This window comes from Ruegeria sp. AL11, assembly GCF_056540865.1.
Window position 1 is genome coordinate 129466 of sequence record NZ_JBQFXO010000003.1, and the last position, 18776, is coordinate 148241.

Below are 18776 nucleotides of genomic sequence, written 5' to 3' on the forward strand. Positions count from 1 at the left end.
GCCCATAGAGCGGCCCGAATGCGTCAGACACCCGTCGCCGGAATACCCGTCCGCTCCACCGGGCGCGGGGCCGTCAGTTCTTTCCAGGTGCTCAGCGCCTTGTTCACATGGGTGTTGGCCTCGCGCGCCACGAATTTCCCGTGCCCTTCCTGTGTCTGGATCTCGCCATCATGCACAGCAACGGCACCACGGGTCAGCGTGAATCGCGGCAACCCGCGCACTTCTTTACCCTCGAACACGTTGTAGTCGATCGAAGACTGCTGCGTTTCGGCCGAAATCACCTTGGCCTTGTCCGGATCCCACACCACCAGATCAGCATCTGCGCCAACCAAAACCGCACCCTTTTTCGGATAGCAATTCAATATCTTGGCGATGTTTGTTGAAGTAACAGCTACGAACTCATTCGGCGTTAAACGCCCTGTATTCACCCCATAGGTCCAGAGCATCGGCATCCGATCCTCCAACCCTCCGGTCCCGTTCGGGATCTTGGTGAAATCACCCACGCCATAGCGTTTCTGTTCGGTCGTAAAGGCGCAATGGTCGGTCGCGACAACGCTCAAAGTGCCAGATTGCAGACCGTTCCACAGGCTATCCTGATGCTGCTTGTTCCGGAACGGAGGGCTCATGACCCGCCGCGCCGCATGTTCCCAATCGTGGTGGAAATACTCGCTTTCATCCAAGGTCAGGTGCTGGATCAAAGGTTCTCCCCACACTCGCTTGCCCTGCATCTTTGCGCGCCGAATGGCCTCATGCGACTCTTCGCAGGAGGTATGCACCACGTACAAAGGCACGCCCGCCATGTCCGCAATCATGATCGCGCGGTTGGTCGCTTCACCTTCGACCTGCGGCGGACGGGAATAGGCATGTGCCTCGGGCCCGGTATTGCCCTCGGCCAGCAGTTTAGCGCTCAGCTCGGCTACAACGTCACCGTTCTCGGCATGCACCATCGCGGTACCGCCCAACTCTGCCAGACGTTTGAACGAGGCAAACAACTCATCGTCATTCACCATCAACGCGCCCTTATAGGCCATGAAGTGCTTGAACGTGTTGATGCCGCGCGTTTCGATCACCGTCTTGATGTCGTCAAACACCTGCTCACCCCACCAGGTCACCGCCATGTGGAAAGAGTAGTCACAATTCGCCCGCGTCGACTTGTTGTCCCAACGCTTGAGCGCATCCAGCAGGCTCTCGCCCGGATTGGGCAGCGCGAAATCCACAACCATCGTTGTACCACCTGCCAGGGCCGCGCGCGTGCCGCTTTCGAAATCGTCGCTGGAATAGGTCCCCATGAACGGCATCTCAAGATGCGTGTGCGGGTCGATCCCACCGGGCATCACGTAGCACCCAGAGGCGTCCAACTCCTTGTCGCCGCGCAGGTCCGGCCCAATCTCGGTGATCAAGCCGCCCTCAACTTTCACATCCGCCTTATAGGTCAGATCAGCGGTCACGATGGTCCCGTTCTTGATAACAGTACTCATTTCAAACTCCCTGTTGCGGTCTGCGCCGCTTGCTTCATCTGGCTAAAAATATCCCGGGGGAGTCGCCCGTGGGCGACGGGGGCAGCGCCCCCTATTCCACGATCTCCGCCGTCTCAACGACCGCATGCAGCAAAACATCCGCCCCGGCAGCCGCCCAATCCTTGCTGATCTCTTCAGCCTCGTTGTGGCTCAGGCCATCTACGCAAGGGCACATCACCATCGCGGTCGGCGCGACCCGGTTGATCCAGCAGGCATCGTGCCCGGCCCCCGAAATGATATCCGTATGGGAATACCCCAGCCGCTCTGCCGCGTCGCGCACGGCGGCGACACAACCCTCATCGAATTTGACCGGATCGAATCCACCGACCTTTTCGAATTCAATCTGCAGGCCCATTTCGTTCACGATATCCTCAGCCGCCACACGAAGGCGATTTTCCATATCAGTGATCACATCCAATTCGGGCGAGCGGAAATCGACCGTGAACACCACCTTGCCCGGAATCACATTGCGTGAGTTCGGATACACATCAATATGCCCCGCTGCCCCAACCGCATGCGGCGCATGTGACCACGCAATCTCATCCACTTTTTCAAGAATACGCGCCATCGCCAGACCCGCATTCTTGCGCATCGGCATCGGGGTCGAGCCGGTATGGGCATCCTTGCCGGTCACCGTGATCTGGGTCCAACTTAGCCCCTGACCGTGGGTGACGACGCCGATGTCCTTACTCTCGGCCTCCAGTATCGGCCCTTGTTCGATATGCAGCTCAAAGAAGGCATGCATTTTGCGCGCGCCGACCTCTTCCTCGCCGCGCCAGCCGATACGCTGCAATTCATCGCCGAATTTTTTACCCTCGGCATCCTCGCGGTCATAGGCCCAATCCTGCGTGTGCATCCCGGCAAACACGCCCGAAGACAACATCGCAGGGGCGTAGCGCGTGCCCTCTTCATTCGTCCAGTTGGTCGCCACGATCGGATGTTTGGTTTTGATTCCCAGATCGTTCAGCGTGCGGATGATCTCCAAACCGCCAAGCACCCCTAGAACCCCGTCATACTTCCCGCCCGTCGGCTGTGTATCCAGATGAGAACCAACATAGACCGGCAGCGCCTCCGGGTCCGTGCCCTCTCGCCGCGCGAACATGTTGCCCATCTGATCCAAACCCATAGAACAGCCCGCGTCCTCGCACCAGCTTTGGAACAGCGCGCGCCCTTCGGCGTCTTCATCGGTCAGCGTCTGGCGGTTGTTGCCGCCCGCAACGCCGGGGCCGATCTTGGCCATCTCCATCAGGCTGTCCCACAACCTGTCGCCATTGATCCTGAGATTCTGCGCCGGAGCTGCCATAGTCTTCTTCCCTGTTGCTTGCGAGTTTGCTCGCTTTTGGTGTCTTGATTTGACCAACTGGTCAAACTCACGCTATCACGGGTTCGACATCAGTCAAGAAATTGCGCGCCGTCGCTGGAGTTTTCAGCAAAATCCCCTATGAACTGGCGCAAAAACAGACACGTTGGATACATGCCGAAAGACCGCGCACCCACCAGAATACAAATGAAAAATCGCGCTGCGATTCTGGAAGCCGCGCTCGAGGTCTTTTCGACCCACGGGTTTCGCGGGGCAACCGTGGATCAGATTGCATCCGCTGCCGGGCTGAGCAAACCAAACCTGCTCTATTACTACCGCAGTAAAGACGCGATTTATGCTGCCCTGCTCGAGCGTCTTCTGGACACTTGGCTAGACCCGATGCGTGCTATCGATCCCGATGGCGATCCTCTGAGCGAGCTGTTGGGATATATCCACCGCAAACTGGAAATGAGCCGCGACTACCCGCGTGAAAGCCGCCTGTTTGCCAATGAGATCATTCGCGGCGCTCCACATATCTATGACGTGCTGTCCACAGATCTGAAAGCGCTGGTCGATGAAACCTCGACCCTGATCCGCCGCTGGATGGCCGAGGGGCATATCGCCGAAGTGAACCCCTATCACCTGATCTTCTCGATCTGGTCTTTGACCCAGCACTACGCAGATTTCGACGTCCAGATCCGCGCCGTTCTTGGCTCGGATGAAGCCGATCCCTACCCCGACGCGAAAATCTACCTTGATCAGGTGTTCACGCGCCTTCTGACGAGGTAACCGCTATTTCGCAGGTTTCAGCGCCAGAATACGGCGCAAAAGCACGATCACCATGGCGATCAGAATGGTCAGGTCGCCCATGGTTTTGACCGTATTGATCTTGGGCACTTTTCCGGCATCCTTGACGATCGCGGTATACATTTTCGGCTGCTGCACAACAGCCATGTGATCCTTGGCCGAGGCCTTAACGTAGGCGTCAAAATTCTGTAGCGCCTTGACCTTTTTGACCACCTGTCCAAGGAACCGTTGGTCCAGCTGACGCTCTTCCTTCAACTTCGCCATCATCTCTTCGAGAGAGCGTTTCAGCTTCTCAAGACTGTCCACGTCACGTTTGATCTGCTTCTGATGCTGAAGAAAATTCTTGGCGGCCATCGCATCACGTTGCTTGGCCTTGGAGAGGGCAACGTTCTTTTTGGACGTGTCACGGTCAAGCTTGGTGACCTTGTTGCCGCCCTTGCTCCGGCCCGGTGGTGCCGCTGGCATGACATTCTCCTTTGATCCTGTCTGTCAGCGGCAGTGTAGCACCGAACCGGTGTTTTAGGGATGAAGGTTTCCCTTACTCCGCCGCTTTCGCCATCGGATTGTTCGGATGCGAGGTCCAGTTGGCATAGTCCGGCTGCACGGTCTTGCCGGTGCGCGGATCGACCTCACCAGCTACCATCGGCTCCATCGTGATGCAACCTTCGATCGGGCAGACATCGACACAGAGGTTACAGGCAACGCATTCGTCATCCATCACCTCGAACACACGGTCATCAGACATCGAGATCGCCTGATGGCTGGTATCCTCACAAGCCGCATAGCACCGGCCGCATTTGATGCACTGGTCCTGATCAATCTTGGCCTTGGCCACATAGTTCAGGTTCAGATACTGCCAGTCGGTAACATTCGGCACCGCCCGACCAATGACCTGATCGACGCTGGCATAGCCTTTCTCGTCCATCCATTCGGACAGACCCGCCGTCAGTTCATCAATGATCTTGAAGCCGTAGGTCATCGCAGCGGTACACACTTGCACATTGCCGCAGCCAAGCGAGATAAATTCGGCCGCGTCACGCCAAGTGGTCACGCCCCCAATGCCGGAGATGGGCATACCATGCGTGGCCTCGGCCCGCGCGATTTCGGACACCATCGACAGAGCAATCGGTTTGACCGCCGGGCCGCAATAGCCGCCATGGCTGCCTTTGCCATCGATCGAAGGCTCGGGGCTGAACGTGTCCAGATTGACGCTGGTGATCGAGTTGATCGTGTTGATCAGCGACACTGCATCCGCGCCACCATTCCGTGCTGCTGCCGCAGGTTTGCGGATGTCGGTGATGTTCGGCGTCAGCTTCACGATGACCGGGCGGTCATAGTATTTCTTGCACCAACGGGTCACCATTTCGATGTATTCCGGCACCTGCCCCACGGCAGACCCCATGCCTCGCTCGCTCATGCCATGCGGGCAGCCGAAGTTCAGTTCGATCCCATCGGCGCCTGTCTCGGCGACGCGCGGCAGGATGGCTTTCCACGCCTCCTCCTCGCAGGGCACCATGATCGAGGCGATCAGCGCGCGATCCGGATAGTCCGCCTTGACCCGCGCCATTTCCTCAAGGTTCACCTCTAGCGGGCGGTCGGTGATCAACTCGATGTTGTTCAGACCCAGCAGCCGCCGATCAGCACCATAGATCGCGCCATAGCGCGGCCCGTTCACATTCACGACCGGAGGGCCCTCGGCCCCCAACGTTTTCCACACAACACCACCCCATCCGGCCTCGAACGCGCGGCGGACGTTGTATTCCTTGTCCGTCGGCGGCGCAGAGGCCAGCCAATAGGGGTTGGGGCTGGAAATGCCCAGAAAGTTTGTCGTCAGATCGGCCATGGCTTCTCCCTTCCCGGCTCAGCCGGTTTTTTTGAATATCATTTCGGTCGGGCGAATGCGCCCGGCCTTTAGGTTTTTTACGTAGTTTTGGAACTTCTCCGGTGCCGTCTCGCCCATCATCAGGTGGATGCCTAACGCGGGCGGGCCACTTTCGGCCATGCGCGCAAAGGCTTCCTCGAAGAACGCGAGTGCGAACTCGGTACGGTCAATCTCTGTCTCCAGTTCCAGGCCCGCAGCACTTGCGGCATCTCGGTAGACATCGGGCGTGTGGACGAAGGACGTCTCGGCCACGGTGGACCATGGCAGGGGAAACGCCAACGGTTCAGCCGCCTCACCGCCCATCACGTCGAACAAGGCAAAAGTACCGCCTGTCGCCAGAGCCCGAGAGACCTCGGCGAACAATCCCGCCTTGTCTTCGATGTTCATGCCAACATGAAACATCACAGCCAGATCGAACCCAGCATCGGGAACCGGCATGTCGAGGGCGCTGCCAACCAGAAACTCCGACTTTTCGGAATGTCCCACAAGATCGCTGAGCGTCTTGGCCGTTTCGACGAATTCGGGCGTCAGGTCGACGCCTGTGACCGTCGAGTCATACCGATCCACGATATAGCGCGATGTCCCGCCGATACCGCAGCCAACGTCCAGCACGCGCGTTGCGTGGGTCGGCGAGAGCTGGGCGAACAGGTTATCGGTCGCCTTCACACCACCCGTATGAAACTCGTCGCCGGCCTTGAGGTCGGCTACGGTGGCTGCATCCGGGTCAATACCACTGGCCTCAAGCGCCGCACGGACGCGTTCGGTCAGGGCACCGGTTGTGTAGTGTTGGGCAACAGCTTGTTCGATCTGGGACATGACGATACCTCAGCAGCAATAAAAATGGGGTGAATACCCCATCTTATCACGAAACGAGCGTTGCGTGGATGTCCATCGCAGCGTCCCGGCCCTCGGCCACGGCCGTCACGGTCAGATCCTCGCCACCTGCGGCGCAGTCGCCACCCGCCCAGACACCGTCCAGAGAGGTTCGCCCTGCCCCGGTGACAGCGATCTTGTTACCGTCCAGCGCCAGACCTTCGGGCGCGCCTTCAAGCGTTTGACCGATGGCCTTGAGGACCTGATCAGCCGGAAGCCGGATCATCTCGCCCGTCCCTTCTAGCCTGCCGTCCCGAGTGGTGGTGTATTCCAGTTCGATACCGACCGCCGATCCATTGCCGTAAACAGCAACCGGCTGCACATTCGTCAGAATCCGCACCCCGTGCGAGGCGGCGAGGTCCTGTTCATACCGGCTAGCACCCATCGCATCGCGCCCTCGGCGATAGGCAATCGTAACATGCTCAGCGCCCAGCAGTTTTGACTTCACGGCAGCATCCACCGCCGTCATACCTCCACCGATCACGACCACATTCCGCCCGACCGGCAAGTGAGCCAGATCTTCGGCCTGACGCACATCCGAAATGAAATCCACAGCAGCCCGCACACCGTCCTTTTCGGTGCCTTGCGCACGCAGCGCATTTACACCCGCCAGACCGATCGACAGGAACACGGCATCATAGTTCTCGACCAACCCGTCCAGCGAAATCGTATCGCCCAGAACCGAGCCCGTCTCGATCGCAATGCCACCAATCTTCAGAAGCCAATCCACTTCGGCCTGAGCGAAGTCATTGGTCGATTTGTAGGCAGCGATCCCGTATTCGTTCAGACCGCCGGGTTTCGGCTTGCACTCGTGAATCACCACGTCATGCCCCAACATCGCCAGCCGATGCGCACAGGCAAGACCAGCAGGCCCTGCCCCAATCACGGCAACCGTTTTGCCGGTAGGCGCAGCGCGTTCGAAGGGGTGATCGCCCGCTACCATAACGGCGTCAGTCGAATAGCGCTGCAAGCGACCGATCTCGACCGGTTTGCCTTCGGCGGCTTCGCGAACGCAAGCTTCCTCGCACAAAGTCTCGGTCGGACAAACGCGGGCGCACATGCCACCCAGAATGTTTTGCTCGAGAATCGTGCGACCGGCTGCTTGCGGCTGACCGGCCTGGATCTGGCGAATGAACAACGGAATATCGATATCCGTCGGACAGGCCGTCACACACGGCGCGTCATAGCAAAAATAACAACGATCTGCCGCCACGGCGGCCTCATGCGGGGCCAAAGGCGGATGCAAATCGGTGAAATTCGAGGTCAGCTCATCGCTGGAAAGCCGCCCTGGGACAATCCCGGGTGCCATCTGGCCCTGTGCCATCACTCTACTCCCTGTAGATATGTTTGTTGTGAGGCTCAGCTTGCCACAATCTGATTTTTTATCAATTGGTAAATTTTATCATTCGGTCAAAAAATGAAAAAACCGGGCTTTTGACCCGGATTTCCGTGATTTTGCCCAAAATTGATGCGGGTTCAGGTCAGATCATGCCCGTCAAATGCCCGGATTTCATCCAAACCCGCGCACCATCCGGCCCCACAACGGCCTTTGACTGCGATCCGGGCGGCAGGCGTAACCAGTCCCACGCGGCGAATGATTCACCGCCTTCATCAAAGCTGCCGGTGATGACAAACACCTCAAGCCCACCTTCTGCGCTCAGATCAATAGACTCTCCGGCGGCCCATTGCACGATGCGCACATCCTCATGCTCATCCTTGAACAGGCGCAGATCGCCCTGACCGTTGATCGAGCGTTTGACCTCCGTCCGGTCGGAGGGATCGAATTGATGCAGCTTGACCAGAATGGTGGCCCCGTCGGCCGCCGAAGGGGTATGGGACGAGGTCGGAGGGTTGCGAACATAGCTGCCCACCGGAAAATTCCCGGTTTCGTCCTGAAAAACGCCATCCAGAACCAGAAACTCTTCCCCACCATCATGGGTATGAGCCGCGAAGGCACTGCCAGGGGCAAATCGGACGATCGTGGTGGCGCGGGCGACTTCCTCACCGATCCGGTCCAGCATCTTGCGCTCGACCCCTGCCGCAGGCGATTGTACCCACTCGGTCTGAGCAAAATGCACCGCAGCGCGTTTGGTGAAATCCGCGTTGATCCTCATGGCGGCCTCCTGCTTTGAGTTTCCTGCATGAGATGGGATGGAGAACGCGAAAATCAATCCAACAGTTTTGACGCCCTCTGCGGCTTGCTGTAATCCCAAAGAAAACGGGCGACAGGAACAGGCACGAATGGCTTCGCAGAAATTCAACATTGTCGTCATCGGGCAAAACAACCGTCTGCAATATGAGGCCCTTCTGTTCGCCGCCTCCCTGCGCCACTGTTCCCCCGGTTTTGACGGCAAGCTGTATGTCGCCACGCCAAACCCCGGCCCCCGTTGGAGCCAGAACCCCAGCATCCAGAACGAGGATGTGCGCAAGGCGCTGTTTCAGCTGGACGCCGAGATCCTGCCCTTTGACAACCATGTCTTCGGCGAGAGCTATCCGCATGGCAACAAGATCGAGGCCCTGCTTGCCCTGCCCGAGGGGGAACCGTTTGTCTTCTTCGACAGCGATACGCTGATCACGGGCGATTTGAATTCGGTCCCGTTTGATTTCGACCGTCCGGGCGCCTCGCTCAAGGTTGATGGGACCTGGCCGAAACCCACCCTCTATGGGCCCGGGTTCGAGGGAATATGGAGCGCGCTCTATCGCCGCTTTGGTCTGGATTTCGACAGCTCGATTGATGACAGCCAGCCCAAGGAGCACTGGAAACGGTTTCTGTATTTCAACGCAGGCTATTTCTTCTACAAATGCCCGCGCCAATTCGGCGAGCGGTTCTTGGACTACGCGCAAACCATTCGCGACGAAGAGATCCCCGAACTCACCGGGCAGAACCTTGATCCCTGGCTGGATCAGGCTGCCCTGCCGCTGGTGATCCACTCATTCGGTGGCGGGCGCGATGCCTTGCCGGACGGGCTTCTTGATGGGTCGGTCAGTTGTCACTATCGCCTGTTTCCGCTGCTTTACGCCCGTGAGAGTGACCGCGTGATTGAGGTGCTCGAGACCGTCTCAGCCCCCAACAAAGTCAAGAAAGTCCTCAAGGCCTATGACCCGATGAAGAGGCTGATTTTTCAAGGCAAAGGCCACAAAATCCGCGAGATGTTCGACCAAACCGCCCTGCCCGGGCGCGAACAGGCCATCCGCAAGGCGATCAAGGCCAAAGGTCTCTGGCTGCGCTGACAGGATCGCCCATAGGATCGTTGTGCAAGGGCCTGCAATAGCCTACAGATTCGCCAACGCACATTCCAACAGGAGATTTTCACGATGTCTGACGGCCCTACCTACGGTTTCGACACTCTGCAGATACACGCGGGCGCACGCCCCGATCCCGCAACCGGCGCGCGCCAGACTCCGATCTACCAAACGACGGCTTATGTTTTTCGCGATGCGGACCACGCGGCAGCGCTGTTTAACCTGCAGGAAGTGGGCTTTATCTATTCGCGCCTTACCAACCCGACCGTCGCGGTTCTGCAAGAACGTGTCGCGACGCTGGAAGGTGGCGTTGGCGCGGTCTGCTGTTCCTCGGGCCATGCGGCGCAGATCATGGCGCTGTTCCCGCTGATGGGACCGGGCTGCAACGTGGTGGCCTCGACGCGTCTGTATGGCGGCACGGTCACGCAGTTCAGCCAGACGATCAAACGCTTCGGCTGGTCGGCCAAATTTGTCGACACCGATGATCTGGATGCCGTGAAGGCCGCCATTGACGAAAACACCCGCGCGGTATTCTGCGAATCCATCGCCAACCCCGGCGGCTATGTCACCGATATCCGCTCTTTGGCCGATGTCGCGGACAGCGCAGGCATTCCGCTAATCGTCGACAACACCTCGGCCACGCCCTACCTGTGCCGCCCGATTGAACACGGCGCGACTCTGGTTGTGCATTCGACCACCAAATACCTGACCGGCAATGGCACCGTCACCGGTGGCTGCATCGTGGATTCGGGCAAGTTCGACTGGTCGGCGAATGACAAATTCCCTTCGCTCAGCCAGCCCGAGCAGGCCTATCACGGGCTGAAATTCCATGAGACCTTCGGCCCGCTGGCCTTCACCTTCCACGGCATTGCCATCGGCCTGCGCGATCTGGGCATGACCATGAACCCGCAGGCGGCACATTACACGCTGATGGGGATCGAAACCCTGTCGCTGCGGATGGAGCGCCACGTCGAGAACGCCCAGAAGATCGCCGCCTGGCTGGAAGCGGATGACCGGGTCGACTACGTGACCTATGCGGGCCTGCCTTCGTCGCCTTATCACGACAGGGTCAAGGCGCAGTATCCGCGTGGCGCCGGTGCGCTATTCACCTTTGCGGTCAAGGGTGGCTATGACGCCTGCATCAAACTCGTGAACGCTTTGGAGATCTTCAGCCACGTTGCCAACCTCGGCGACGCGCGTTCGCTGATCATCCACTCGGCCTCGACCACGCACCGTCAGTTGACCCCCGAACAGCAAGAGGCCGCAGGCGCGGGCCCCAACGTAGTGCGTGTGTCGATCGGTATCGAGGATGCCAACGACCTGATCGCCGATCTGGATCAGGCTTTGGCCAAAGCCAGCGCATGAAGCCATGAGCGGACACGACACCAACGCACTGGGTCAACCCATCGGACGGCCGGTCACGGGCGAGTTCCCGCGCCCGGCGCCGCCATATACCCCGATGGAGGGCCAGTATTGCTCGGTTGTGCCGCTTGATGTGAACAGGCATGCGCCCGGATTGTTCCGGGCGTTTGCCAATGATGCCGATCACCGCAATTGGACCTACCTGCCCTACGGGCCGTTTGGCTCTGAGCAGGAGTTTGAAACTTGGGCACGCGCAAACTGCATGGACGCCGACCCGATGTTTCACACGGTTCTGGATGCAAACGATGTCCCCGTTGGCATGGCGTCATACCTCAGAATCGAACCTGCCGCTGGCGTGATCGAGGTCGGGCATATCCACTTCTCGCCCCTGCTGCAGCGCAAGCCGCAATCGACCGAGGTCATGTATCTGATGATGCGACGTGTATTCGATGAGCTGGGCTATCGTCGCTACGAATGGAAATGCGACGCGCTGAATGCCCCCTCTTGCAGTGCAGCCCAGAGGTTGGGCTTCACCTATGAGGGCACGTTCCGCCAAGCGACTCACTACAAGGGGCGCAATCGCGATACGGCATGGTATTCGATCCTCGACAGCGAATGGCCGCGTATTCGAGATGCGTTTGAGGATTGGTTGTCCCCGGATAATTTTGACGAAACGGGCCAGCAACGAAAACCGCTGATGGCCCGCGCGAGCGCCTGAACCTATTCTGAAATCTCGAACTCCATCGAAACACTGACAGAAACCGAGATCTCGCCGCCAGCAACCGGCACTCCGCCCGTGTCGGCCATAGCCATCGTTCGCATCTCAGCCATCGGGCGCACACCGCCGCCACGCTCCGAGATTGTCTGAACTGGCCCCAACGTGACATTGGCAGCCTGGGCAAGTTGCTCGGCCTTTGCGGTTGCTTCGCTCACAGCTTTTGCACGGGCCTGAACCTCGATCGGTTCTGAGTCTTGCAAACCAAAGCTCAACCCGCTGAAATCGTTGGCCCCGTCCTGAATGACCGCATCCATGACCTCACCCAGTTGGGTCAGATCACGCACCCGCACGAATACCCGGTTCGAGGCGACAAATCCGGTGATCTCAGGCGGTTCCCCGTTTTGCTGGTTCCGATTCGACCAGATGGGCGACAAAGAAAGATCGCGTGTCTGCAAATCCCGCTCGTCGATGCCCATTTCACCCAAGCGCGCAAGAACCTGCGCCACAGCGTCCGAGGTGGCTTTCATGGCCTCTGATGCCTCGGGGTTTTGATGTGTCACACCCAGGGTGATTGTCGCCATATCAGGGGCAACCTGAACGGTTCCGGTGGCATCCACGTTGATGCGACGTTCTTCCGCATGTGCCAGCCCGGCGGTGGTTGCGGCCATCATCGCGGCCAGAAAAGCGAATGTCTTCAAGGTGATCCCTCCAACTTACTCTGTCTCAACATGGGTCCGGGGGGCCTACACGCACAAGGGGAAGTCCCGGCTTTTTCTTTCCCTCGGCGGGTTCCTGCTTTAGTATCACCCTGCGAATACAAAGGTATTTGCGTTGATATGGTTAACTGTGGTTCCTCCGGATTATGAAACCCGCTTTTGCGCTGACCTTTTCTGCGACCGGAATTTCCCTTCAACACCATTCGGATGGTGAATGGTACGACATTGGCGAAGTGCCTTTGTCGGCCCCGGATCTGAGTGACCAGATCAAAGCCCTGCACGACAAAGCCTTTGCGCTGGAAAACGACCTGAGCTGCAAACTGGTGCTGCCGGCAGATCAGGTGCGGTATCTTGCCCTGCCCACGGAAGGCCAAAGCGATGATCAGATCGCGTCCGAGGTTCAAGCCGCAGTCGCCAAGGCAACTCCGTATGAGTTGGCCGATCTGTCCTATGACAGCGCAACCGAGGGGCCGACCACCTTTGTTGCCGCCGTCGCGCGTGAGACGCTGGATGAAGCGCAGGGTTTTGCCGCGCAGCACGGGTTCTTACCCGTCACCTTTAGTGCGGCCACGACTGAGGCCGAATTCCCGCGCGAGCCTGTATTTGACCTGACCAGCGAGCCGCAGGTCGCTGCGCCTTCACCCGAACCCGAGCTAGAAAGCCCCCCGGTTCATGCCATAGCGGATGACGCGGCGCCCACAGAGTTCCGCTCTCCTGACCCTGCTCCGGCTGCAATCGCGCTACCTCCCTCATCGAACAAAGCGCAACGTTGGGCGATTCCTGCGATTGCCGCGCTGATCTGCGTTGGGGTAGGTGTTTGGGCGTGGTCTCTGATCGGGGCACACCCAGACAACGACACGTCTACCGAAAACGATACGGCCGAACTGTCTGCACCGCAGTCTCAGGACGCTTCACCGCCTGAGACGGATCCAGAGCCTGAAACCGAAATCGCGGCGACACCAGCAGCGGAAGAAGAACCAGAACCTGAAGCCCAGCCAGAACCTGAAGCCCAGCCAAAATTGTCCCCAACAGATGCGGCCATTCTCGAAGCGTTGAAAGTCGCGCCGACGCCTGTGGAACAGATTGCACAGGACCCCGAAACACAAAGCGACATCGAAGAGGTCGCAGGCGCCCTAGTGGAGGCCCCCGAAGCGCCCATTACCCCGGCATTGATTTCCGAGGATGACCTCTACCTCGCATCCATTCACAACCCGGACTTGTCCAGCGACGCAATTGCCCTGCCCGACCAACGCAGTTTCGACACGGATGCCGCCTTTGAGCGCATCCCCGGCCCCGCAATTGCAGGCGCACAATATGAACTGGACGAGCGCGGCTTGGTCGTGCCGACCGCAGAAGGCGCATTGTCGCCCGAGGGGATCGTGGTCTACCTGGGTCGCCCATCCAAAGTCCCGCCCGAAGTACCGGTGCGGTTCGAGGAAGAACCAGTGGTCGATGAGGTGAACCAGAGGCTGGCCGAACTCCGACCCCGGCCCCGCCCCGGCAATCTGGTCGAGAATTTCGAACGCACGCAATTGGGCGGGCGCAGTCTTGAAGAGCTTGCTGTCGTTAGGCCCAAATTGCGGCCTGAAAGCCTACAGGTACAGCCCGAGATCGACTACACACCCACCGCCTTGGCTGTTGTTCGCGTCCCGCGCCCCAAATTGCGGCCCGCGCGGGCTGTGGCCTCGGCCAGCCCTAGCGGATCAAATCTGGGATCAACCGCCGCAGTCGCGTCGAGCAATGACGAGGCCGGGTCCTTCCAGCCGAAATCCGTGACCCCGAGAATCCCGACAACGGCCTCGGTCGCGCGCCAGGCCACAATCGACAATGCCCTCAACCTGCGTAAGCTGAACCTGATCGGCGTCTACGGCACACCCGCAAATCGCCGTGCCCTCGTCCGGCTTCCGAGTGGTCGGTACAAAAAGCTCAAGATCGGAGACCGGATTGACGGCGGCAAGGTCATCGCCATCAGCGACAGCGAGTTGCGGTATCAGAAGAAGGGCCGCAATCTGACTTTGAAAATGCCGCGTGGCTAAGGACGACCCGTATTTTCAGACTATCAAAGCTGGGTACGAACAAGCGGCTCCCCAGCTGATCCCGGCCTATGACAGCCTTTCTCCTACCGATGTCCTGCACCCCGTTCAGGACCATGTGCCCGATACCGGGGCGAGTGTTCTGGATGTGGGCGCTGGTACTGGAACGGTGGCGCGTTGGCTGGCCAAACGAGGCTGCAACGTGACGGCGATCGAGCCAGTCGACGCCTTTCGCAACCACGCGATGCACGGTGACGGCGCGCAATCCGTTCAGTGGCTTGATGCTTGTCTGCCTAGACTAAGCGCTCTGCCAGATGGTGTCGTTTTTGACTCCATTCTGGTCATCGGCGTCCTGCATCACCTGCCCCCGCGCGACCAACACATAGCGATCCGCGCCCTGTCTAAACGCCTGCGACCGCAAGGGCAGATGATTTTGTCGCTCAGACATGGCCCCTGCCCGCCGGACCGACCCGGTTATGTGATTTCTGACGACGCCATCGTTGATCTTGCGGTAGGTTCAGGCTTGCGGGTTCACCACAGGTCCCGAACCTCATCGATACAACCGGCCAACCAGCGCGCTGGTGTGACCTGGACGTGGCTGGTCTTTGGCGCAGCTTTTAGCGTTTCGGTTTAAACCTGCGACACGAATACCCTGCCACGCTTTCAGCGTTCTCGGGACATTCGTGCCACTTGGCGCTTCAGGTAAAACCGAAACGCTTTAGGCCGCCGAAATCTCACCGCTTTCGATCTGTTCGCGTTCGATGGATTCAAACAGGGCCTGGAAGTTACCCTCACCGAACCCGTCATCCCCCTTGCGCTGGATGAACTCGAAGAAAATCGGGCCGATCACGGTTTTTGAGAAGATCTGCAGCAGAATCCGCGTCTCTCCCCCATCCACAACGCCTTCACCGTCGATCAGAATGCCGTGCTTCATCATCCGATCCAGCGGCTCATCGTGGTCCGTTACACGGTCTTTGGACATGTCATAATAGGACTGGTTTGGACCAGGCATGAACTTCAACCCGTTTTCGGCAATGGCGTCGGTCGAGGCGTAGATGTCCTCGCTGCCCACTGCGATGTGCTGAATGCCTTCGCCCTTGTACTTTTTCAGGTAAGAGACGATCTGACCCGTTTCGCCCCGATCCTCGTTGATCGGGATGCGGATGCGGCCACAAGGCGATGTCAGCGCGCGGCTATAAAGGCCGGTAAACTTGCCCTGAATGTCAAAGAACCGGATTTCACGGAAGTTGAACAGGTCGCCATAGAACTTGAACCACTTGTCCATATTGCCCCGGTAGACATTGTGGGTGAGGTGATCGAGATAGTAGAACCCCTCGCCGCGCGGTTTCGATTCTTTGATCCACGCGAATTCCTCATTGTAGGGCGAGGTATCGTAATACTGGTCAATGAAGTAGATCAGCGATCCCCCAATACCCTTGATGGCCGGGACATTCATCGTCTTGTCCGCACCGTCATACGGCTCCGCCCCTTTTGCGACGGCATGCTCGTAAGCTTTCTGCGCATCCACAACGCGCCAGCCCATCGAAGGTGCACAAGGGCCGTGTTCCGCGACGAACTTGTCGGCATAGCTTTCGGGGTCCGCGTTCAGGATGTAGGTGACATCGCCCTGCTGCCACAGCTCGACCAGAGGTTTGGATTTGTGGCGCGCAACCAAATCGAAGCCCATTTTGGCGAACAGATCACGCAGCTCCTGCGGTTCAGGGTGCGCGAACTCGACAAACTCAAACCCGTCGGTACCTGCGGGATTTTCGGGACTGATGACAGATTTCGGGGCGTTATGCGGGAAAGGACCCATGGCGCGTCTCCTTCGAAAACAGGAATTTCTTTGCTGATTCTAAAATACGCCTTAAGCAGTGCTGTTTCCGCGCATTGTTTTCATGTAAACTCTCTAAGTGTGCGCAAAATGCGCATGAATGACCTGAAATATGAGATCTTGCCGCATATGCTTGATGCAACCGATACACGCCTACTCTCAGCGCTTCAAAAGGACGCGCATCTGACCGCGCATCAATTGGGTGAGCTGCTGAACCTCTCCCCCAGCCAGGCAGGCCGCCGCCGTCAGCGCCTTGAGGCCGAGGGCTATATCACCGGCTACGCGGCCCGGCTGGATCCGTTGAAACTCGGCTTGCAGGTTCAGGGCTTCGTTCAGGTCCATCTTGGCACACACGGCCCCGATCAATCCGCCAGCTTTGCCCGGATGGTTAACACCCAACCCGAGATCACAAGTGCCTGGACGATGACGGGCGAGGCAGACTACTTGCTTCACGTCTATTGTGACGATCTTTCTGCGCTCAACAGCTTGCTTCACGAGGTGATCCTGCCGCATCCTGCAGTGGCACGGGTACAAAGTCAGATCGTGATGGACCAACTTAAACGCGACGCACCCCTGCCAACCTGAGCGGGCAATGAGGACATAGATGGACGATTTCCTATACCAGGCTTCTATTTATCTGGCTGCGGCCGTGATTGCCGTGCCCCTGTCGGCGCGGTTGGGCCTTGGGTCGGTTCTCGGATACCTGGCGGCTGGCCTGATCATCGGCCCCGTCCTCGGACTTGTCGGCGCCGAGACCGAAGACCTGCAGCATGTCGCCGAGTTCGGCGTTGTCATGATGCTGTTCCTCATCGGGCTCGAACTGGAGCCGCGCGCCCTGTGGGATATGCGAGATAAGCTGTTGGGTCTTGGCGGGCTTCAGGTTTTGTTGTCCACCGCCGTTATTGCCGGTGTCGCAATGTACGCGAACCACCCGTGGTCCGTCGCACTGGCGGTCGGCTTAACTCTGTGTTTGTCCTCGACCGCGATTGTGCTGCAAACCCTGTCTGAAAAGGGCTTGATGCAAACGAACGGAGGCCGCGCGACGTTCTCAGTTCTGCTGACGCAGGACATTGCCGTCATCCCGATTCTGGCCCTGCTGCCGCTGCTCGCACTGCCTGCCATGCCGCATATCGAGGCGGACGGCTCCATCGACCGCGGCGCGGAGCATCTGCATGACGCCGGGCATCATAGCCTGTCTCTGGTCGAAGGGCTGCCGGGCTGGGCTGTCACTCTGGTCACCATCGGCGCAATTGCCTTTGTCATTCTGGCGGGCGTCTACCTGACCCGGCCGCTGTTTCGGTTCATTCACGCAACCCGCCTGCGCGAGATGTATACCGCGCTGGCGCTGATGATCGTGGTCGGGATTTCGTTCCTGATGACACTGGTGGGCCTGTCGCCGGCTCTGGGTGCGTTTCTGGCGGGTGTGGTTTTGGCCAGCTCGGAATTCCGCCACGAAATGGAAAGCGACCTTGAGCCGTTCAAGGGCCTGTTTCTGGGGCTGTTCTTCATTACGGTCGGAGCGGGGATCAACGTTGGCTATTTCTTCAACGACCCGTTTGACCTGATCGGCTTGGCCCTGCTGGTCATCCTCGTTAAAGGCATCATCCTTTATCTCGTCGGCAAAGCCTTCAAACTGAAGGGCCGGGATCACTGGCTGTTCACCCTTGGACTGGCCCAGGCGGGTGAGTTCGGCTTTGTCCTTCTAGCGTTTTCGACGCAGCAGAATGTCATCCCGCCGGACCTGTCGCAAAAGTTGCTGATGATCATCGCGCTGACCATGCTGATCACCCCGCTTCTGTTCATCATCTACGACCTTCTGTCCCGCAAGATGACCGACACGAACGCCGCGCCGGAACCCGATGAGATCGACGAAAAAGGCCCCGTGATCATCGCCGGGATCGGTCGGTTTGGTCAGATCGTCAATCGGTTGGTCCGGGCCAGCGGCTTCAAGACCGTTGTTCTGGACCACGATATCGAGACGATTCAGCTGATGCGTCGTTTTGGCGTAAAAGGCTTTCTGGGTGACCCGACCCGGCCGGAACTATTGCGCGCTGCGGGGCTTGAGAAAGCCTCGGTGCTTGTCGCTGCGATGGATGATCGAAAGACGGTGACCCGCTTGGTCGGATACGCCCGTCGCCAGCGCCCCGATCTGCATATCATCGCACGGGCGCATGATCGGACACATGTGTATGAACTGTATCAGGCCGGGGCCAATGACATCGTGCGCGAAATGTTCGACAGCTCTCTGCGCGCGGGCCGCTATGTGCTCGAAAATATCGGGCTGAGCGAGTACGAGGCCGCACAGGCCGAACAGACCTTCTATCACCATGACCGGACGTCCGTACGCGATTTGGCCGAGCTTTGGATTCCCGGTATGCCCACGTCCGAGAATACGAAATACATCGAACGCGCGCAAAAGCTAGAGAAGGATCTGGAAACCGCGTTGCTGGAATTGGCGGAACAGCACGCAAAGGATTCTGCCTGACCGAAG

Annotated in this window: 17 protein-coding genes; 8 read left to right on the forward strand and 9 right to left on the reverse strand. The window is 58.8% G+C overall.

Translation table 11 applies throughout. The features are described from left to right. Positions 1-23 precede the first annotated feature (23 nt). Complete coding sequence (gene hydA / locus ACR0IP_RS06295; RefSeq protein ID WP_480524476.1) at positions 24-1478, reverse strand: dihydropyrimidinase; 1455 nt, start codon at positions 1476-1478, stop codon at positions 24-26. Positions 1479-1569: 91 nt separating this feature from the next. Further along, positions 1570-2820 (reverse strand): Zn-dependent hydrolase, encoded by a 1251-nt coding sequence (locus ACR0IP_RS06300; protein ID WP_170376549.1) that lies wholly within the window; start codon positions 2818-2820, stop codon positions 1570-1572. A 171-nt stretch (positions 2821-2991) separates the two neighbouring features. Between ACR0IP_RS06300 and ACR0IP_RS06305 the strand changes: the two genes are divergently transcribed. Then, entirely contained in the window at positions 2992-3606 is a 615-nt protein-coding gene (locus ACR0IP_RS06305; RefSeq protein WP_480524478.1) for a TetR family transcriptional regulator C-terminal domain-containing protein, read from the forward strand. A 3-nt stretch (positions 3607-3609) separates the two neighbouring features. Here the strand turns inward: ACR0IP_RS06305 and ACR0IP_RS06310 are convergent, their stop codons facing one another. The 5 genes from ACR0IP_RS06310 to ACR0IP_RS06330 all read right to left on the reverse strand — a co-directional run bounded on the left by ACR0IP_RS06310 (position 3610) and on the right by ACR0IP_RS06330 (position 8493). Then, positions 3610-4089, reverse strand: coding sequence for a PAC2 family protein (locus ACR0IP_RS06310; protein ID WP_170677676.1), 480 nt, complete (start codon positions 4087-4089; stop codon positions 3610-3612). Between the two features lie 73 nt (positions 4090-4162). Further along, complete coding sequence (gene preA / locus ACR0IP_RS06315) at positions 4163-5467, reverse strand: NAD-dependent dihydropyrimidine dehydrogenase subunit PreA (protein WP_170677674.1); 1305 nt, start codon at positions 5465-5467, stop codon at positions 4163-4165. Positions 5468-5485: 18 nt separating this feature from the next. After that, on the reverse strand, positions 5486-6322 hold the full coding sequence (locus tag ACR0IP_RS06320) for a class I SAM-dependent methyltransferase (RefSeq protein WP_480524481.1): 837 nt from the start codon (positions 6320-6322) through the stop codon (positions 5486-5488). A 46-nt stretch (positions 6323-6368) separates the two neighbouring features. Then, the gene (locus ACR0IP_RS06325) at positions 6369-7703 is read right to left on the reverse strand and encodes an NAD(P)-dependent oxidoreductase (protein WP_480524483.1); all 1335 of its coding nucleotides are present in this window, start codon (positions 7701-7703) and stop codon (positions 6369-6371) included. A gap of 157 nt (positions 7704-7860) precedes the next feature. Further along, positions 7861-8493: a cupin domain-containing protein gene (locus tag ACR0IP_RS06330; RefSeq protein WP_480524484.1), complete on the reverse strand. Its 633-nt coding sequence runs from the start codon at positions 8491-8493 to the stop codon at positions 7861-7863. Positions 8494-8620: 127 nt separating this feature from the next. Here ACR0IP_RS06330 and ACR0IP_RS06335 point away from each other — a divergent pair, with 127 nt between their 5' ends. The 3 genes from ACR0IP_RS06335 (at position 8621) to ACR0IP_RS06345 (ending at position 11702) form a co-directional block, all read left to right on the forward strand. Beyond that, positions 8621-9610: a hypothetical protein gene (locus ACR0IP_RS06335; protein WP_480524485.1), complete on the forward strand. Its 990-nt coding sequence runs from the start codon at positions 8621-8623 to the stop codon at positions 9608-9610. An 84-nt stretch (positions 9611-9694) separates the two neighbouring features. Further along, positions 9695-10987: an O-acetylhomoserine aminocarboxypropyltransferase/cysteine synthase family protein gene (locus tag ACR0IP_RS06340; RefSeq protein WP_480524487.1), complete on the forward strand. Its 1293-nt coding sequence runs from the start codon at positions 9695-9697 to the stop codon at positions 10985-10987. A gap of 4 nt (positions 10988-10991) precedes the next feature. Then, complete coding sequence (locus ACR0IP_RS06345) at positions 10992-11702, forward strand: GNAT family N-acetyltransferase (protein WP_480524489.1); 711 nt, start codon at positions 10992-10994, stop codon at positions 11700-11702. Positions 11703-11704: 2 nt separating this feature from the next. Here the strand turns inward: ACR0IP_RS06345 and ACR0IP_RS06350 are convergent, their stop codons facing one another. Then, positions 11705-12400 (reverse strand): SIMPL domain-containing protein, encoded by a 696-nt coding sequence (locus tag ACR0IP_RS06350; RefSeq protein ID WP_170376520.1) that lies wholly within the window; start codon positions 12398-12400, stop codon positions 11705-11707. Between the two features lie 164 nt (positions 12401-12564). On the opposite strand from ACR0IP_RS06350, the gene ACR0IP_RS06355 reads away from it, so the two are divergent. Beyond that, a complete protein-coding gene (locus tag ACR0IP_RS06355; RefSeq protein ID WP_480524491.1) occupies positions 12565-14454 on the forward strand; it encodes a hypothetical protein in 1890 nt (629 codons plus the stop codon). Further along, positions 14447-15085 carry a class I SAM-dependent methyltransferase gene (locus tag ACR0IP_RS06360; RefSeq protein ID WP_170376515.1) on the forward strand — a complete coding sequence of 213 codons (639 nt, stop codon included), beginning with the start codon at positions 14447-14449 and terminating at the stop codon, positions 15083-15085. Before ACR0IP_RS06355 ends, ACR0IP_RS06360 begins: the two co-directional genes overlap by 8 nt. An 84-nt stretch (positions 15086-15169) precedes the next feature. Here ACR0IP_RS06360 and hppD read toward each other — a convergent pair whose 3' ends face one another. Then, positions 15170-16267: a 4-hydroxyphenylpyruvate dioxygenase gene (hppD, locus tag ACR0IP_RS06365; RefSeq protein ID WP_170376512.1), complete on the reverse strand. Its 1098-nt coding sequence runs from the start codon at positions 16265-16267 to the stop codon at positions 15170-15172. A 147-nt stretch (positions 16268-16414) separates the two neighbouring features. Between hppD and ACR0IP_RS06370 the strand changes: the two genes are divergently transcribed. Beyond that, positions 16415-16870, forward strand: a complete 456-nt coding sequence (locus ACR0IP_RS06370; protein ID WP_170376867.1) for an Lrp/AsnC family transcriptional regulator — start codon at positions 16415-16417, stop codon at positions 16868-16870. A gap of 19 nt (positions 16871-16889) precedes the next feature. Beyond that, the gene (locus ACR0IP_RS06375) at positions 16890-18770 is read left to right on the forward strand and encodes a monovalent cation:proton antiporter-2 (CPA2) family protein (RefSeq protein ID WP_170642178.1); all 1881 of its coding nucleotides are present in this window, start codon (positions 16890-16892) and stop codon (positions 18768-18770) included. Positions 18771-18776: the final 6 nt, after the last annotated feature.

Excerpts from the sequence above, each read along its gene's own strand:
- ACR0IP_RS06335 (WP_480524485.1), top strand. The coding sequence starts at position 8,621 with ATGGCTTCGCAGAAATTCAACATTGTCGTCATCGGGCAAAACAACCGT.
- ACR0IP_RS06300 (WP_170376549.1), bottom strand. The coding sequence starts at position 2,820 with ATGGCAGCTCCGGCGCAGAATCTCAGGATCAATGGCGACAGGTTGTGG.
- hppD (WP_170376512.1), bottom strand. The coding sequence starts at position 16,267 with ATGGGTCCTTTCCCGCATAACGCCCCGAAATCTGTCATCAGTCCCGAA.
- ACR0IP_RS06305 (WP_480524478.1), top strand. The coding sequence starts at position 2,992 with ATGCCGAAAGACCGCGCACCCACCAGAATACAAATGAAAAATCGCGCT.
- ACR0IP_RS06340 (WP_480524487.1), top strand. The coding sequence starts at position 9,695 with ATGTCTGACGGCCCTACCTACGGTTTCGACACTCTGCAGATACACGCG.
- preA (WP_170677674.1), bottom strand. The coding sequence starts at position 5,467 with ATGGCCGATCTGACGACAAACTTTCTGGGCATTTCCAGCCCCAACCCC.
- ACR0IP_RS06325 (WP_480524483.1), bottom strand. The coding sequence starts at position 7,703 with ATGGCACAGGGCCAGATGGCACCCGGGATTGTCCCAGGGCGGCTTTCC.
- hydA (WP_480524476.1), bottom strand. The coding sequence starts at position 1,478 with ATGAGTACTGTTATCAAGAACGGGACCATCGTGACCGCTGATCTGACC.
- ACR0IP_RS06370 (WP_170376867.1), top strand. The coding sequence starts at position 16,415 with ATGCTTGATGCAACCGATACACGCCTACTCTCAGCGCTTCAAAAGGAC.
- ACR0IP_RS06345 (WP_480524489.1), top strand. The coding sequence starts at position 10,992 with ATGAGCGGACACGACACCAACGCACTGGGTCAACCCATCGGACGGCCG.
- ACR0IP_RS06310 (WP_170677676.1), bottom strand. The coding sequence starts at position 4,089 with ATGCCAGCGGCACCACCGGGCCGGAGCAAGGGCGGCAACAAGGTCACC.
- ACR0IP_RS06320 (WP_480524481.1), bottom strand. The coding sequence starts at position 6,322 with ATGTCCCAGATCGAACAAGCTGTTGCCCAACACTACACAACCGGTGCC.
- ACR0IP_RS06330 (WP_480524484.1), bottom strand. The coding sequence starts at position 8,493 with ATGAGGATCAACGCGGATTTCACCAAACGCGCTGCGGTGCATTTTGCT.
- ACR0IP_RS06375 (WP_170642178.1), top strand. The coding sequence starts at position 16,890 with ATGGACGATTTCCTATACCAGGCTTCTATTTATCTGGCTGCGGCCGTG.
- ACR0IP_RS06355 (WP_480524491.1), top strand. The coding sequence starts at position 12,565 with ATGAAACCCGCTTTTGCGCTGACCTTTTCTGCGACCGGAATTTCCCTT.